Source organism: Microbacterium sp. CPCC 204701 (assembly GCF_004010105.1).
GTDB lineage: Bacteria > Actinomycetota > Actinomycetes > Actinomycetales > Microbacteriaceae > Microbacterium.
The window spans coordinates 13,764-28,811 of the sequence record NZ_RRYE01000010.1; the positions used below are offsets into that span (position 1 = coordinate 13,764).

Consider the following 15,048-nt stretch of genomic DNA (forward strand, 5'->3'; position numbering starts at 1 on the left):
AGCCGCAACACCTCCGCCCCCAACAACATGTGGATGCACTAGCGTGTCGTTTGCAACTTGATGTTGAAGTCCGGATGCCGGGCCACACGAACCAGGAGAGACCATGACCGATCCCGCGGCGGAGCTCGATGCGGAGCTCGCCGACGTCCGCGCACCTCAGCGCACCCTCGACGGCGAGCGCCTGATCACTGTCTTCTCGCGCTTGGTCGAACCCATCGGGCGAGCCCTCCCCACCTCCAGCGAGGTGGTTCTGCACGACCTGAGTCTGCTTCCGAACTCGATCGTGGCCGTCTTCGGAGACGTCACAGGTCGTCGCGTCGGGGACCCCGCCACGGACCTGCTTCTCCAGCAGGCCGTGACCGGCTTCACCGAGCATGACCTCGGGTACGAGACGCTGCTGTCCGACGGACGGCGCATGCGGTCATCGACCATGATCATCCGCGATGTCGCCGGCAATCCGGTCGCAGCTCTGTGCATCAATACGGACATCTCCGCGTGGATGGCGATCAAGCAGATCGCCGACGTGATGGTCTCGGTCGCCGGCGTCAAGCAGGGTGACGGGCCGGTTCCGCTGCCGGCGCCCAGTCGCGTCGAGTCGAAGGAGATGTTCGTCCGTGACGTGGACGAGCTCGCTTCGTATCTGATCAATCAGGCGATCTCGAGCATCGGCATCCCGGTCCCGCAGATGAAGAAGGAGCACAAGCTCCAGGTCGTGGGCCAGCTGAAGGCTCGCGGGCTCTTCCTCCTGCGCGAGGCCGTCGAGATGATTGCGGAGTCGCTCGAGGTCAGCCGCTTCACCATCTACAACTACCTGAACGAGCTCGGCAGCACCGACGAGCAGGACGACACGCGTTCCAACGCCTGACGCATCAACCCCCGAGAGAGGAAGACGCTGTGCCGCAGCAAGATTTCGACACGATCACCGATGCCGACCTCCGCGAGGCGGGGAGCGTCAAGTGGACCATGTTCCCCGAGACGATCGGCGCCTTCGTCGCCGAGATGGACTTCGGCCTCGCTCCGGCCGTCAGCGGTGCTCTGAAAGCAGCGCTCGACCGCGGCTTGACGGGCTATCTTCCCCCGCAGGTTGCGCGGGACATGTCGGAGGCGACCGCCGCCTGGTATACGGACAACTACGGATGGGCGGTGCCTGCCGACCGCGTGCACCACGTCCCCGACGTCATCGCCGCGTTCGAACTGGCGATCGAGAAGTTCACCGAGCCCGGCAGCGCCGTGATCGTGCCGACGCCGGCGTACATGCCGTTCCTGTTCGTGCCGAAGCTGCACGGCCGCGAGGTGATCGAGGTTCCGAGCATCGAAGTCGACGGTCGCATGACGATGGACCTAGAGGCGATCGCGCGGGCCTTCGACGGGGGAGCCGGACTCGTCGTGCTCTGCAACCCGCACAACCCGCTCGGCACCGTCTTCCGTCGCGACGAGCTCGAGGCGCTCTCCGACGTCGTCACCGCCAAGAGGGGACGCGTGTTCTCCGACGAGATCCACGCACCCATCGTCTACCGTCCTGCGCAGCACATCCCCTACGCGTCGGTGTCGGAGCAGGCCGCGTCGCACACGATCACCGCGGCATCCGCCTCGAAGGCATGGAACCTCGCAGGACTGAAGTGCGCGCAGGTGATCCTTTCGAACGACGCGGATGCCGCGGTCTGGGAATCGTTCGGGATGTGGGCCGGGCACGGCACGTCGACGCTCGGCGTCCTCGCCAACACCGCCGCATACTCGGCCGGCGCACAGTGGCTCGACAGCGTCGTGGAGTACCTCGACGGCAACCGGCGCCTCCTCGCGGAGCTGGTGGAGGAGCACCTGCCGCAGGCTCGCATGACGCTTCCCGAGGGCACCTACATCGCGCTGATCGACTTCCGTGCCTACGGGCTCGACGGCGACCTCGGCGAGTGGTTCCGAGAGAACGCCGGCGTCGCCATGACCGACGGCGCAGCGTGCGGCGAGGCGGCGATCGGACACACCCGCTTCGTCTTCGCGCTTCCCCGCCCGCTGCTGCAGGAAGCCATCCTGCGCATGGCACGGGCGCTGGACGCGCACATCCAGGAGCGCGAGGCCGCGGCCTAGCGTGGCAGCGAGGCCGCGGCTGATCCGCGCGTGAAGATTCTCGAACCCCATGTCGATTTCCTCCGCGCCCGTTCGACGCGATAGTGAGGAGGGACGAACGGTCACTCCAAGCAACCGGAACAAGGAGCGGGAAATGAAGCACATGCTGATTATGCGGGCCACCGAGCAGGCCGTCGAGGACTACGAGAACATGGACTTCGAGGCCATCATCAACGCGATGGGCGCCTACAACGAGTCGATGATCAAGGCCGGCGTGCTGGTCGCGGGCGAGGGCCTGGCGCAGGAGCCCGGCTACGTCGTGGACTTCGCGGGCGAGGCCCCGATCGTGAGCGACGGCCCCTACGGCGAGGTGCACGAGCTGTTCAACGGCTTCTGGATCATCCAGACCGCCACCGCCGAGGAGGCCATCGAGTGGGCCAAGCGCGCTCCGCTCACCCCGGGCAACAAGCTCGAGGTGCGTCGCGTGACCGATGAGACCGACTTCGCGGGCTTCGAGGGCAACGAGTACCTCGAGAAGGAGAAGGAGTGGCGGGCCGAGCTCGGCACCGAGTGATACGCCACCCGAGAGCGAACCGAGCATGAACGACACCCGGCGCACGGTCGAGGCCGTCTGGCGCATCGAGGGCCTTCGGATCGTGGCATCCGTCGCCAAGATGACCGGCGACCTCGGCCTCGCCGAGGATGTCGCCCAGGAGGCGCTGCTCGAAGCCCTCGGTTCCTGGCCGAGGGACGGCATCCCGTCGAATCCCGGCGCCTGGCTGACCGCCGTCGCGAAGCGGCGCGTGATCGATGCGTGGCGGCGCCGCGAGCGGCTCGACGAGCGGTACGCCGCGATCGCGCACACTCTCGGCGAGGCGACCGACGACGAGTGGCGCCCGATCGACGACGACGTGATGCGCCTCATCTTCACGGCGTGTCACCCCGCGCTGTCGCGCGAGTCGCAGGTGGCGCTCACGCTGCGGGTGGTCGCGGGCCTGTCGACGGAAGAGATCGCGCGGATGCTGCTGACCACGGTTCCGACCGTGCAGGCCCGCATCACCCGGGCCAAGAAGTCGCTGTCCGCGGCCCGGGTGCCGTTCGAGACGCCCGACCCGTCGGAGTGGAAGGCGAGACTCTCGGCCGTGCTGGGAGTCGTGTACCTCGTCTTCACCGAGGGCTACGCCGCCACCGCCGGCGACCGCTGGGTGCGCCCCGATCTCGCCGACGAGGCGCTGCGGCTCGGCCGCATCGTCGCGGGACTCCTGCCGCGCGAGCCCGAGCCGCTCGCGCTGGTGGCCCTGATGGAGTTCCAGCGCTCGCGTTTCGCCGCGCGTGAGTCGCGCACCGGTGAGCCCGTGCTGCTGGCCGACCAGGACCGGTCGCGGTGGGACCGCGGGCAGATCGCGCGCGCGGTCGAGCTCCTGAAGCGGGCGGACGCGTTGGCAGCGGCTCGCGGGATCGGTCGCGGTTCGTACGCCCTGCAGGCAGCGATCGCGCAGTGCCATGCGGTGGCTCCGAGCGTCGAAGAAACCGACTGGCCGCGGATCGTGCTGCACTACGAGGTGCTCGGGCGGATAGCCCCGAGCGCGATCGTCGAGCTGAACCGTGCGGTGGCGGTATCGATGACCTACGGTCCCGAGGCAGGATTGCGGATCGTCGACGGGCTCGAGGCGTCGGGAGCGCTTCGGGGCTCGTACCTTATTCCGAGCGTGCGCGGCGAGCTGCTGGCGCGGCTGGGGCGTGCGGACGAGGCACGGTCGGAGCTGCGGACGGCGGCAGAACTCACGGCGAACGCGGCCCAGCAGAAGGTGCTGCGCGACAAGGTGGAGAGGCTGCGATAGCGCCCGGTTGCTGAGCTTGTCGAAGCGCCTTCAACCCTCGCGGTCGATGAGCGCCGCGAGCCCGTCGAGCACACGCGCGAGGCCGAACTTCCACGAGCGCTCGTCGCTCCACGCGGAGCCCTGCGCCTCCCCTGCCGCGGCGCCGGTGCGTACGGCCCGCGGGTAGACGGCGGGGTCGAAGGCGCGCTCGAGGATCGGCTGATTCGCCGCCCACCAGTCCGCATCGCTCATCGCGGTGTCCGTCGTCGCACGGCGCGCGTCATGCGCTGCGCGGCAGTGGGACTGGACGAAGCCCAGTACGAAGGTCAGTGCGGCGTCGGTGTCGACATCCGTCAATCCCGTCCGGTCGAACGCGGCCAGCTCGTGCTCGTACTTCGCCATGAGCCCCGGGCCGAGGGGCGGGCGGCTGAGGGCGGCGACCTCGGTCATCCAGGGGTGCCGGGTCAGCAGCATCCGGTTCGCCACGGCGATCGTTGTGACGCGCTTTCGCCAGGCCTGCGCGCCCCACTCGGGACGGTCCATGCGGGCGTAGAGCGCGTCGACCATGAGGTCGAGCAGCTCGGGCTTGCCGGGCACGTACGTGTAGACCGACATCGCCGAGATGCCGACCTTGTCGGTGACCGCGCGCATCGTGAGCGCGGCGAGACCCTCGGCGTCGGCGAGCGCGAGTGCGGCGTCGACGATCTGCGGCACGGTCACCGACCGCGCGGGGCCCTTGCGCCGCTGTTCGACCGGCGCGCCCCACAGCAGGGCGAGCGTCGCGCTCGGTTCACCCGATCCGGTCCGTTCTGCAGTCATGGAATCCATTGTTGCATCATTTCGTTGTACGCTGTACATTGTACGTTGTATAGTGTTGACGGTGCCGGACATCACCGCGACCAACCCACACAGGAGGACCGCATGCACATCACCGATTCCGCGATCTCGCTCAACGTCACCGACGTCGAGGCCTCGGCCACGTGGGTACAGAAGCACCTGGGCTTCAGCGTCGCCATGGAGGCCGACGGTTTCTCGTCGCTTTCGCACCCGGAGGCGGGGTTCAACCTCATCTACCTGCGTAAGGGGCTCTCGACGTTCAAGCCCGAGTCCATGGCCGGTCATGCCGACGGTCTGCTTGTGGCCTTCACCGTGGACGACATCGATGCCGACTACGCGCGCCTGCGCGACGCCGGGGTCGAGATCGCCACGCCGATCGAGACCGAGCCGTGGGGTGAGCGCTACTTCCAGATGGCCGACCCCAACGGCGTCATCTACCAGCTCGTGCAGTGGGTGGCCCCCACCGGCGAGCAGCACTGATCCGCGTGGGCGGCGGGTCGACGCGCGCCACCCTCCCCGCCCTCGTGGACCTGACGAAGGAGCCTTCATGCACAGCACCCCGGATCCCGCCCAGCGGAACCCCTCGACGCGAGCCGACCTCACGAACGTGATCTTCCTCGCGAACGAGGTGACTTCGCCGTTGATCGAGGTCGGCGATTACACCTACTACGACGACGAAGGCACGCGACCACCGTTCGAGCAGGCGAACGTCAAGTACCTGTACGGCCCGCAGCGCCTCGTGATCGGCCGCTTCACTGCCATCGCGCCGGGCGTGACGTTCCTGATGCCGTGTGGCAACCATCCGATGGTCGGGCCCTCGACGTATCCGTTCACGATGTTCGGCGGGACCTGGATGGACAAGACGCTCGACGCCTTCCAGGCGATCGAGCAGCCCGGTGACACCGTCGTCGGCAACGACGTGTGGATCGGCCGCGAGGCGACCATCCTCCCCGGCGTGACGATCGGCGACGGCGCGGTGATCGGCGCCGGCAGCGTGGTGGCGAAGGATGCCGCACCCTACGAGATCGTGGCCGGCAACCCCGCCCGCCACATCCGGAAGCGATTCGAGGATGCCGACATCCAGCGCCTGCTCGCGCTGCGGTGGTGGGACTGGCCCATCGAGAAGATCACCGAGCACGCCGCCGTGCTCATGGCGGGAACAGCGGAGGGATTGGAGGGGCTGGGGTAGCCCGCCGGCCCCGGTCAGGGCCTGCCGAGCGCCCCGCGGCTGGGCACGCTCAGGCCGTGCCGTCTCCCCCGCTTCCGCCCTCGATCCCGCGACGCGTGCTCGCCGCAAGGATGCCGGCGAGCTCCGCCTCATCGCCGTCCTCACCGCGGACACCCGACGTCTCGCCGTAGGCGGCCTTGAGCTCGCGAACCACCAGATCGGCGAGGAACCCCCACGGATCGGAGCTCGCGATCAGCCACGTGCGGCGGCGGTCCCACGCGCTCTCTTCGAGGAGTTCGTATGCGACGACCGCGACTCCCTGGTCGTCGACCGTCGCGCCCACCTCCGCGAGCACCCGGCGCTGCACGATCGGAACGATCCGGCGCCGAGCCTGCTCGAGGAAGGCGTCGCGTTCGTCGTCTTCGACGCCGACTCCGAAGAGGCCGCCGCGCATAGCGAGGAGGAACGTGCGGAACCGATGGTCGGTCCAGAGTGCTTCGTGCATGGTGTGTCGTCTCTCGAGTCGGGCGCGCAGCGACGAACGCGCGCGCGCACGTGAACAGAACAAGGGCCGGACGACCGCGGTCGACCGTCAACGCTCAGCAATCAGCCGGGCATTGGCTCCTTGGGTCACCCATGCGGAGAGACGCGCGCCGGGGCTCGTTCGCAACAGACACGAGAGCGACCGTAGGGCAGCCTTCCGACACCGTCAAGCGACCCAGGGTCGCGAGACACCCGACGTCCTCAGCGCTACGCGATCCGAGCCTCGGACGCAACAGGGTGCCGCTTCCCTCGCGCCGCCCGTACGCTCGCGTGACATGAACACGAGGGACCGCGACTACGACATCGTCCTCCTCGGCGCGTCGGGCTTCGTCGGCAGGTTCACCGCTCGACACCTTGCGCAGTCGGCACCTGAGGGCGCGCGGATCGCGATCGCCGGCCGCTCCACTGCGCGGCTGCAGGACGTGAAGCGCGAACTCGGCGTCGACTGGCCCATCCTCGAGGTCGACATCGCCGACGACGCGGCCGTCGCGCGCCTCGCGGTCTCGACGTCGGTCGTCGCGACATCCGTCGGGCCGTACCTGCGCTACGGCATGGGCGTTGCCTCCGCGTGCGCTCGCGCGGGCACGTCGTACGCCGACCTGTCGGGCGAGAGCATCTTCGTCGCGCGCAACATCGAGCGCAATCACGCCATCGCCGAGAAGAGCGGGGCCACGATCGTCCACTCGTGCGGCTTCGACTCGATCCCTTCCGACCTCGGCCTCGGTCTCGCTCACGAGGCCGTCGGCGGCGTGCCGATCGTCGCCGCGACGTTGCGGGTGCGCTCGCTGCGCGGCGGCATCAGCGGGGGAACCATCGACGCCCTGCGCCAGCAGATGAAGGCGGCGAAGACGGATGCCTCGACCCGCCGCGTCATCGGCAACCGCTACGCCCTCACTCCGGGGCCGTCGGTCCGCCTTCCCGGCCGTGGTGGCAGCGGCTGGGGCAGGGAACGGGGCGCGTGGCAGGCCCCTTTCGTCATGGGCGCCTACAACGAGCAGATCGTGCAGCGCAGCAACTACCTCTCGGGCTGGAGCTACGGTCAGTTGATGCGCTACCGCGAAGTCGTGTCGACCGGCAGAGGGCTCGCCGGGCTCGCGCGAGCGGGGGCGATCAGCGCGGGGACCGCGGCGTTGGTCGCCGGTCTGGCGTTCCCACCCACGCGGGCGCTCCTCGACCGGGTGCTTCCTGCGCCGGGCACCGGCCCCAGCCCGGAAGCGATCGAGCGCGGCCGCTTCGCCCTCGACATCGAGGTGTACCCCGTCGAGGGTCGCCCCGTTCGCACGCGGGTGGCGGCTCCGTTCGATCCCGGCTACGGCGGTACCGGAGTGATGCTCGCAGAGTCGGCGCTGAGCCTCGCCTTCGACGAGCGTCCCGATCGTGCCGGAGTGCTGACGCCGATGGTCGCGATGGGCGAGTCGCTGACGAAGCGCCTCCGCGCGAATCGCTTCACGCTGGACGTCAGCACTCTTGACTGATCACCAGACGTACGTCGACTGCGCCTTGGACACCGCTCCTCCGCCTACGGGCGAGATGCGGATACCTCAAGACTCGCTCAGACCACCGACACGAGCGAGTGCGACGAGCTCGACGTGTCTGAGCTGCCCGTCATCGACCAGCGCGGTCATCATCGTGCACGCGGGCTGACGACGACGGTCCGTCGGCGAGCCGGGATTGAGCAGCCGCATGCCCCGCGGCGTCACCGTGTCCCACGGAATGTGGCTGTGGCCGAACACCAGCGCCTCCGCGTCGGGGTATGCGGCATCCATCCGCGTCTCCCTCCCCGCCGACTGTCCGGTCTCGTGAACCACCGCGAATCTCACGCCCTCGATCGTGCGGCGTGCGACCTCCGGCAGCCGCGCCCGAAGGTCCGGGCCGTCGTTGTTGCCCCAGACCCCCAGCACCTTGGCATGCTGCTCGAGTTCGTCGAGAACGGATGCCGCAACCCAGTCGCCCGCGTGGATCACCAGATCCGCGGCGTCCGCGGCCTTCAGCACTCCGTCCGGACACCGCCGAGCGCGGCCGGGGATGTGCGTGTCAGAGATGAGGAGGAGCCGCGTCGCCATGACTCGATTCTCGTCCGACCCGGCGTGCTCGCGACATCGCCGAAGAGCTCAGCGGACGGCCACGTCAGTCTGAGATCTCGACCGGCCGCGCGATGCCGGCGGAAGTACCGTCCGACGAATTCCTGCCGCTCGCGCACCGAACGAGATGCGCCTCAGCGATTGTCGCCCGAGACATCGATGAGCACCTTGCCCACGGCGCCCTGCTCGACGGCGTCGTGGGCCGCGGCCGTCTCTTCGAGCGGGAACCACGTCAGCGGCAGTCCCGCTGCCGCGCCGACGGGAAGTGCGCCGTCACGCAGCGCGGCACTGATGTCTTCGGCAGCGGCCGAGAGCGCGGCATCCCCCACCGTGTACAGCAGCAGTCCCTGGATCCGCACGTTCTTCGCGAACGTCGGCCAGACGGGGAGGGCGGCGTCCCCGCCGCCATCGGTGGCGTAGTAGGCGATCGAGCCGTGGTTGGCCACGACCTGGGCGTCGAGGGCGGCGTCCTGGGCGATCGACACCTCCACGATGTGGTCGACGCCCTCGGGCGCGAGCGCGGCGATCTGCGCCGCAACGTCGTCGACGCGGTAGTTGACGGTGTGGTCAGCGCCCGCCGCCCTTGCAAGAGCGGCCTTCTCGTCGCTCGAAATCGTCGCGATGACGGTGGCGCCGCCCCACACCGCGAGCTGGATGGCGGCGTGACCGACGGCACCCGCTCCGCCGGCGACCAGCACGACGCGCCCGTCGAGCGACCCCGGCGACAGCCGGGCGGGGCCGAACTCGTGGACCGTGAGCGCCCGGTGCGCCGTCATCGCCGGCACGCCCAGACTCGCGGCGACATCGAAGCCGATCCCTTGCGGCAGCTTCACGGCCCGCTCGGCGGGAACGACCGTGTACTCCTGCGCAGTGCCGGTCGGGCGCTCGTGCTGGGCGAGGTACAGCCACACGCGGTCGCCGACGGCGAGCTCCGTCACGCCCTCGCCGACCGCATCGACGACGCCGGCGCCGTCCTGATTCGGCACGACCTCGTCGAACGCCGGCTTCGCGCCGCCTCCGGCGCGCGCCTTCCAGTCCGTCGGATTGACGCCCGAGACGGTGACCTTCACGCGGACCTCGCCCGGTCCGGGAGTGGCGGGCTCGCGCTCCGCGAGGGACAGGACGGAAGAGCTGCCGGTGCGGGAGTAGACGATCGATCGCATGCGAGAGGTCAACGCATCGGTCGCGCCGAGCATTTCCTCGACGAGCCCTCTGCGCGCAGCATCGGCGGGTGAGAAGACTTGGGTGATGGTTCGCGTCACCGCCGTCCATGGCGCCATCACCCCACGCCGATGCCGTCGATCTGCGCGGTCGACACGGTCGCGTCGCGGTCGTCGAGCATCGGATAGATCAGCGCCTGGCCCGCGAGTGCCGGGCCCCGCCGATCCCGTGCGAGCAGGGCGGTGCCCGCGGCCAGTCCGCCCCCCGCGCTGGCACCGGCGATGATGAGGCGCTCCGGATCGATGCCGATCTCTCCGGCGTGCTCCGCTGTCCAGACGAGTCCGGCGTAGCAGTCCTCCACGGGGTACGGGCCGGGGAACTCGGGGGCGAGCCGGTATTCGACGGTGACCGCGACCGCGTCGTGCTGCACGATCCACGGCAGGACCTGGCTCAGGCCGACGAAGCGATCCCCGACGATCATGCCGCCACCGTGCGCGTGACAGATCCCAGGCCCGAAGCCCGTGTGACCGACGCGGCGCAGAACGGTGACCTCGATCGAATCGCCTTGGTAGCCCGGGATGGTGTGGTCGACACGCTCGACGCCGGCCCCGGCGAGGGTCTCGTCGACGCTGACAGCGATCGGCAGGCGTTGCCGCATCGCCGGGATCATCTCGATCGTGATCGACGACGGGATCTGGTCGGCCAGCACGGCAAGCACCGCCTCGAGCTCGGGATCGAACGGCGGTCGTGCGACGGTCGTGCTCATGGGAACTCCTTCGCAAGCAGCGCCCTGACCACCGACTCGACGGGTGCGGGTTCTGGCAGGCCTTCGATCGCCGCGAGCGCGGCCTGCCGAAAGGCCTTGACGTGCGCTGATCGATCGACAATGCTATAAAACGTTTCACGGGAAGCGCTTTCCGCTCATCGCAACCCCAGCACACGATCAAGGGAGATTCCGTGCGTTCCACTCGTCATCATCGGCTGCGAACCGTTATCGCCGCCACCTCCGCATCGGCACTCGTCGCATCGGGCGTCCTCCTCGCAATCCCGCCTGCAGCCGCAGCTGACGAAGTCGACTACTCGTTCGACTTCGGCGGACCGTCCACCCCCGTCGCCGCCGGCTGGCTCGGAGTGCACCCGAGCACCGCCTACTCCGCAGCGCAGGGTTATGGGTTCACCACCGCACCTGCCTCGAACGGCTTCCGCGACCGCAGCGGCGACGACCTCATGGCCCGCGACTTCACGATCAGCAACACTTCGGGGTTCGCCGTCGATGTGCCGAACGGCACATACGAGGTCACCACGTGGGCGGGCGATCTCATCGCCGGCAACGCCACGAGCTTCGACATCGAGGGGACCGCCTTCGCCGGCCCGCGGACATCCAGCGGCGCGGTCCACGAGCAGCTCTTCCCGGCCATCACCGTCGCCGACGGACAGCTCAACGTCCGCGTCACCGGAGGCGATGGACGCATCAACGGCATCCGCGTTCAGGCGCCCCTCCCCGCACCGACAGGCCTTGCGGCATCCGTCGATGCGCCCGAGCAGGTCGTCACACTGACCTGGCAGCCGGTCGGCGACGCCACCGGCTATGCGATCTTCCGGGCCGCACCCGGGGGTGAGCTCGCCGAGATCGGCCGCGTCGACGCTCCGAGCCAGCCGACCACCGCTCCGATCTTCAGCGACTCGGACGTCGAACTCAGCGAGTCCTACGAATACGCCGTCGCCACGGTGAAAGGCGAGCGCGTCTCGCGGCCGGGCGAGCGGGTCGCGGCATCCGTCGTCGACGAATCCGTCGCCAAGCCCGCCGCACCCACAGGCATCGTCACGACCGCGATCGAGCGCGACAGCGTGACGATCGGGTGGGATGCCGCGGACGACGTCGTGCAGTACAAGGTGTACCGCTCGACCCGCGCCGACATCCCATTCGGACACGTCGCGACGGTGACCGAAGCGACGTTCACCGACACCGACGTGCTGACCACGCGGCCCTACCTCTACCACGTGGTCGCGCAGAACGCGGGTGGATCGTCCGAGCCGAGCGAGACGCACGCGACCGAGATCGCCACGACGCTCGTGCGCCAGGCAGAGTACCTCGACCGCTCCCCGGTCGCGGTGAGCATCGACGACGGCGTCTACCTCGGCTGGCGCCTGCTCGGTCTCGACGAACGTACCGTCGGCTTCGACATCTATCGCGACGGCGCGAAGATCACCGACACACCCGTCACCGATACGACCAACTACGTCGACCCCGACGGCACCGCCGACTCGACCTATCTCGTCACGGCCCACGTCGGAGACCGAGAGGTGTCGGTGACCGACGAGTTCGCAGTGTGGGGCGAGGGGTACCTCGACATCGCCCTCGACAAGCCCGCCGACCAGACGCTGCCCGATGGCAGCACAGCGACGTACTGGCCCGGCGACGGCACGGTGGGCGACGTCGACGGTGACGGCGAGTACGAGCTGGTGTTCCTGTGGAGCCCGTCGATCGCGAAGGACAACTCGCAGTCGGGCTACACGGGCAAGGTGTACGCCGAGGCCGTCGAGTTCGACGGCACGAGCCTGTGGCGCATCGACCTGGGCGTCAACATCCGCGCGGGCGCGCACTACACACAGCTCGAGGTGTTCGACTTCGACGGCGACGGTCGTTCGGAGGTCGCCTTCAAGACCGCCGACGGCACGGTCGACGGTGTCGGCAACGTGATCGGCAACCCCATCGCGGACCACCGCAACTCGAGCGGCTACATCCTGAGCGGGCCCGAGTACCTCACGGTCTTCGACGGCACGACCGGCGCGGCCATCGACACGGTCGACTACCTCCCCGGTCGCGGGAACGTGGGCTCCTGGGGCGACACCTACGGCAACCGCGTCGACCGATTCCTCGCGGGCGTCGCGTACCTCGACGGCGAGCACCCGTCGCTCATCACCAGCCGCGGGTACTACACCCGCACCGTGATCGTGGCATGGGACCTCGTCGACGGACAGCTCGTCGAGCGCTGGACGTTCGACTCGAACCAGGCCGGATCACAGTACGAAGGCCAAGGCAACCACCAGTTCACCTCCGCCGACGTCGACCGCGATGGGCTCGACGAGATCGTGTTCGGCTCGATGACGATCGACCACGACGGCACGCCGCTCTACAACACCCGCCTGCACCACGGCGACGCGCTGCACGTCAGTGACTTCGTCACTGATCGCGCCGGCCTCGAGGTGTTCGCGGTGCATGAGAGCCCGAGCGGCAACGGGGGGATCGTCGCGTCGATGAGGGATGCCGAGACGGGCGACATCCTCTGGTCGAACCGTGGCAACCGCGACACCGGTCGCGGCGTGGCCACCGACATCGACCCGACCTCACCCGGCGCGGAGGCCTGGAACATCGGCGGCGACTACGCATGGAACTCGCGCATCGGCACGCTCAACGCCTCGAACGGCGAGGCCCTGTCGACCGACATCCCCGCGGCGAACTTCGTCACCTGGTGGGACAGCGACCTCACGCGCGAGATCACCGACCACGACTACGACGAGTCGTCGGCATCCGGCGTCCCGACGATCTCGAAGTGGGATCAGGCCGCACACGAAGAGGTGCTGCTCGAGCGTCTCGACGGCACGCGGACCAACAACACCACCAAGGGCAACCCTGTGATCCAGGCCGACCTGTTCGGCGACTGGCGCGAAGAGCTCGCGGTGCGCCTCGATGACGGCAGCGGCGTCCGCATCTACACGACGACGGATGCCACAGACGTGCGCATCCCGACCCTCATGCATGACTCGCAATACCGGTTGGCGGTCGCGAACCAGAACTCCGCGTACAACCAGCCGCCGCACCCGTCGTTCTTCCTCGGCGCGGGAATGGATGAGCCTCCGGTGCCGTCGATCAGTTACGTCGGTGCTCCTTCCGCAGACGAGACGGCGCCGATCGTCACCGGCCTGCCCTCGGGAACGGTGGTCGCAGACGAGCCGCTGCAGCTGGCAGTGTCGGCCGCCGACCCGGAGAGCGGCATCCGATCGCTCGTCGTCACCGTGGGCGGCGAGCGAGTGGCCCCCGATGAGGCGATCGACTTCACCGCGCGCGAGCTGTACGGCGACGTCGAGATCGTCGCGACGGCGACGACCCATGCGGGTCTCGTCACCGAGATGTCGTCGACCGTGCTCATCGTGCCGGCCGACGACGCGACCGCCGCACCGGGCCGCGGAACACTGTCGAACACGAGCGGGTGGGCCGACGGACTGCACGACGGCACCTACGACGTCGTGTTGAACCTGTGGTGGGGCACGCCGGGCAGCATCTTCCGCCTCTACGAGAACGGGGAGCTGATCGCGACGCGGGTGCTCCACGAGGCGGACGGCATGTCGCAGACGACCGGGGTCAGCGTCGAAGGCAATCCCAACGGCACCTACGTCTACACCGCCGAGCTGATGAACTCGCAGGGCGCGACGGCCACGACGTCGACCACCGTCAAGGTCGTGCACGCCGCGCCCGCGGTGCCCGTCGTTTCGCACGACAACTGGGACAAGGACGGTGCGTTCACCGCGACGGCCAACCTGTGGTGGGGCACCAACGCGACGTCGTACCGGTTCGAGCTCGACGGCGTGGTCGTCGGCTCGGGCGAGCTCGAGGCGCGCAGCCCTGAACCGCAGCTGGCGTCGATGGAGCTCTCGGGTATCGCACCCGGTACGCACACGCTCGTCGCGGTGTTCGCCAACGCCACCGGCGAGACGGCGTCGAAGCCGGTGACGGTCACCGTGCGCTGAGCAGGCCCACGACCGTGGAGCCGGGTCGTCGCTTCGGCGGCGACCCGGCTCGATCTTCGTCGATGCGATGCCGGCTTCCCTCGAGGCAGGCAACGCGCTGGCCGGCACGGCGGTGCGCGCTCCTCGGACACGAACCGCGGATCGAGGACTCCTGCCCCTACTCGCCGGGCCATCGGGCACCGCACCATCGATGGCATGCCCGCTCGCCGCCGCGCCTCGAACCGCCACCCCACTGCCCTCGCAGTCGTGACGCTCATCGCCGCTGCCACCGTCGATCTCGGCGCATGCGCGAACGGCACGCAGGCAGACTCGATCGGCGCGAACGTCGAGCCGGGGCGACGCCGGGACGCCCGGCGTCGATCCGCGGTGCGCACCAGTTCAACGGCTCGTTCGACGGCGAAGATGCGGAGTGAGGATGCCTCGGCGCTTTCCGGTTCGTGAGCCGCCCCTCGCCGCGGGCCCGGGATACTGGTGCCGATGAGCGCACAGACCCCGCCGACGGACGGTCCGTCCGAGCATGCGCTCGCGTCCGCGGCGCGGCCGGTCATGACCCGCGCGCGCCGGGCGTCGGGACCCGCAGCCGGCGGGCTCGCGATCGCGATCCTGGGGGTGGTCCCCGCCGTCGCCG

At 69.2% G+C, this 15,048-nt stretch carries 12 protein-coding genes and 1 pseudogene; 8 read left to right on the forward strand and 5 right to left on the reverse strand.

All coding sequences use genetic code 11. From position 1 onward, the window contains the following. Nucleotides 1-103: 103 nt before the first annotated feature. The 4 genes from EIO58_RS02095 (at nt 104) to EIO58_RS02110 (ending at nt 3,902) form a co-directional block, all read left to right on the forward strand. Entirely contained in the window at nt 104-865 is a 762-nt protein-coding gene (locus EIO58_RS02095) for a helix-turn-helix transcriptional regulator (protein WP_127818041.1), read from the forward strand. Between the two features lie 29 nt (nt 866-894). Further along, a complete protein-coding gene (locus EIO58_RS02100; RefSeq protein WP_240658527.1) occupies nt 895-2,082 on the forward strand; it encodes a MalY/PatB family protein in 1,188 nt (395 codons plus the stop codon). Between the two features lie 133 nt (nt 2,083-2,215). Further along, nucleotides 2,216-2,635, forward strand: a complete 420-nt coding sequence (locus tag EIO58_RS02105) for a YciI family protein (protein ID WP_127818042.1) — start codon at nt 2,216-2,218, stop codon at nt 2,633-2,635. A gap of 25 nt (nt 2,636-2,660) precedes the next feature. Then, nucleotides 2,661-3,902 (forward strand): RNA polymerase sigma factor, encoded by a 1,242-nt coding sequence (locus EIO58_RS02110; protein ID WP_127818043.1) that lies wholly within the window; start codon nt 2,661-2,663, stop codon nt 3,900-3,902. Nucleotides 3,903-3,932: 30 nt separating this feature from the next. On the opposite strand, the gene EIO58_RS02115 is transcribed toward EIO58_RS02110, so the two are convergent. Next, entirely contained in the window at nt 3,933-4,700 is a 768-nt protein-coding gene (locus EIO58_RS02115; protein ID WP_127818044.1) for a TetR/AcrR family transcriptional regulator C-terminal domain-containing protein, read from the reverse strand. Nucleotides 4,701-4,802: 102 nt separating this feature from the next. On the opposite strand from EIO58_RS02115, the gene EIO58_RS02120 reads away from it, so the two are divergent. Together EIO58_RS02120 and EIO58_RS19460 are read left to right on the forward strand one after the other, a co-directional pair. Next, entirely contained in the window at nt 4,803-5,198 is a 396-nt protein-coding gene (locus EIO58_RS02120; protein WP_127818045.1) for a VOC family protein, read from the forward strand. Nucleotides 5,199-5,265: 67 nt separating this feature from the next. Then, nucleotides 5,266-5,907, forward strand: coding sequence for a CatB-related O-acetyltransferase (locus tag EIO58_RS19460; protein ID WP_127818046.1), 642 nt, complete (start codon nt 5,266-5,268; stop codon nt 5,905-5,907). Nucleotides 5,908-5,956: 49 nt separating this feature from the next. Here the strand turns inward: EIO58_RS19460 and EIO58_RS02130 are convergent, their stop codons facing one another. Beyond that, nucleotides 5,957-6,391: a hypothetical protein gene (locus EIO58_RS02130; protein WP_127818047.1), complete on the reverse strand. Its 435-nt coding sequence runs from the start codon at nt 6,389-6,391 to the stop codon at nt 5,957-5,959. Nucleotides 6,392-6,704: 313 nt separating this feature from the next. Between EIO58_RS02130 and EIO58_RS02135 the strand changes: the two genes are divergently transcribed. After that, nucleotides 6,705-7,904 (forward strand): saccharopine dehydrogenase family protein, encoded by a 1,200-nt coding sequence (locus EIO58_RS02135; protein WP_127818048.1) that lies wholly within the window; start codon nt 6,705-6,707, stop codon nt 7,902-7,904. Nucleotides 7,905-7,970: 66 nt separating this feature from the next. Here the strand turns inward: EIO58_RS02135 and EIO58_RS02140 are convergent, their stop codons facing one another. From EIO58_RS02140 to EIO58_RS02150, 3 genes and pseudogenes are all read right to left on the reverse strand, one after another. Beyond that, a complete protein-coding gene (locus EIO58_RS02140) occupies nt 7,971-8,492 on the reverse strand; it encodes a metallophosphoesterase family protein (protein ID WP_127818049.1) in 522 nt (173 codons plus the stop codon). Between the two features lie 152 nt (nt 8,493-8,644). Then, nucleotides 8,645-9,673 carry an NADPH:quinone reductase gene (locus EIO58_RS02145; protein WP_127818050.1) on the reverse strand — a complete coding sequence of 343 codons (1,029 nt, stop codon included), beginning with the start codon at nt 9,671-9,673 and terminating at the stop codon, nt 8,645-8,647. 170 nt (nt 9,674-9,843) lie between these two features. Beyond that, nucleotides 9,844-10,437: pseudogene (locus tag EIO58_RS02150) on the reverse strand (alpha/beta hydrolase); the annotation flags it as partial. A gap of 191 nt (nt 10,438-10,628) precedes the next feature. Between EIO58_RS02150 and EIO58_RS19465 the strand changes: the two are divergent. Beyond that, nucleotides 10,629-14,420, forward strand: coding sequence for a rhamnogalacturonan lyase family protein (locus tag EIO58_RS19465; protein ID WP_127818052.1), 3,792 nt, complete (start codon nt 10,629-10,631; stop codon nt 14,418-14,420). The last annotated feature ends 628 nt before the right edge of the window (nt 14,421-15,048 follow it).

Bases quoted from the DNA above. Each gene is read 5' to 3' on its own strand.
- EIO58_RS02095 (WP_127818041.1), top strand. From the start codon at position 104: ATGACCGATCCCGCGGCGGAGCTCGATGCGGAGCTCGCCGACGTCCGC.
- EIO58_RS02105 (WP_127818042.1), top strand. From the start codon at position 2,216: ATGAAGCACATGCTGATTATGCGGGCCACCGAGCAGGCCGTCGAGGAC.
- EIO58_RS02110 (WP_127818043.1), top strand. From the start codon at position 2,661: ATGAACGACACCCGGCGCACGGTCGAGGCCGTCTGGCGCATCGAGGGC.
- EIO58_RS02115 (WP_127818044.1), bottom strand. From the start codon at position 4,700: ATGACTGCAGAACGGACCGGATCGGGTGAACCGAGCGCGACGCTCGCC.
- EIO58_RS02120 (WP_127818045.1), top strand. From the start codon at position 4,803: ATGCACATCACCGATTCCGCGATCTCGCTCAACGTCACCGACGTCGAG.
- EIO58_RS19460 (WP_127818046.1), top strand. From the start codon at position 5,266: ATGCACAGCACCCCGGATCCCGCCCAGCGGAACCCCTCGACGCGAGCC.
- EIO58_RS02130 (WP_127818047.1), bottom strand. From the start codon at position 6,391: ATGCACGAAGCACTCTGGACCGACCATCGGTTCCGCACGTTCCTCCTC.
- EIO58_RS02135 (WP_127818048.1), top strand. From the start codon at position 6,705: ATGAACACGAGGGACCGCGACTACGACATCGTCCTCCTCGGCGCGTCG.
- EIO58_RS02140 (WP_127818049.1), bottom strand. From the start codon at position 8,492: ATGGCGACGCGGCTCCTCCTCATCTCTGACACGCACATCCCCGGCCGC.
- EIO58_RS02145 (WP_127818050.1), bottom strand. From the start codon at position 9,673: ATGCGATCGATCGTCTACTCCCGCACCGGCAGCTCTTCCGTCCTGTCC.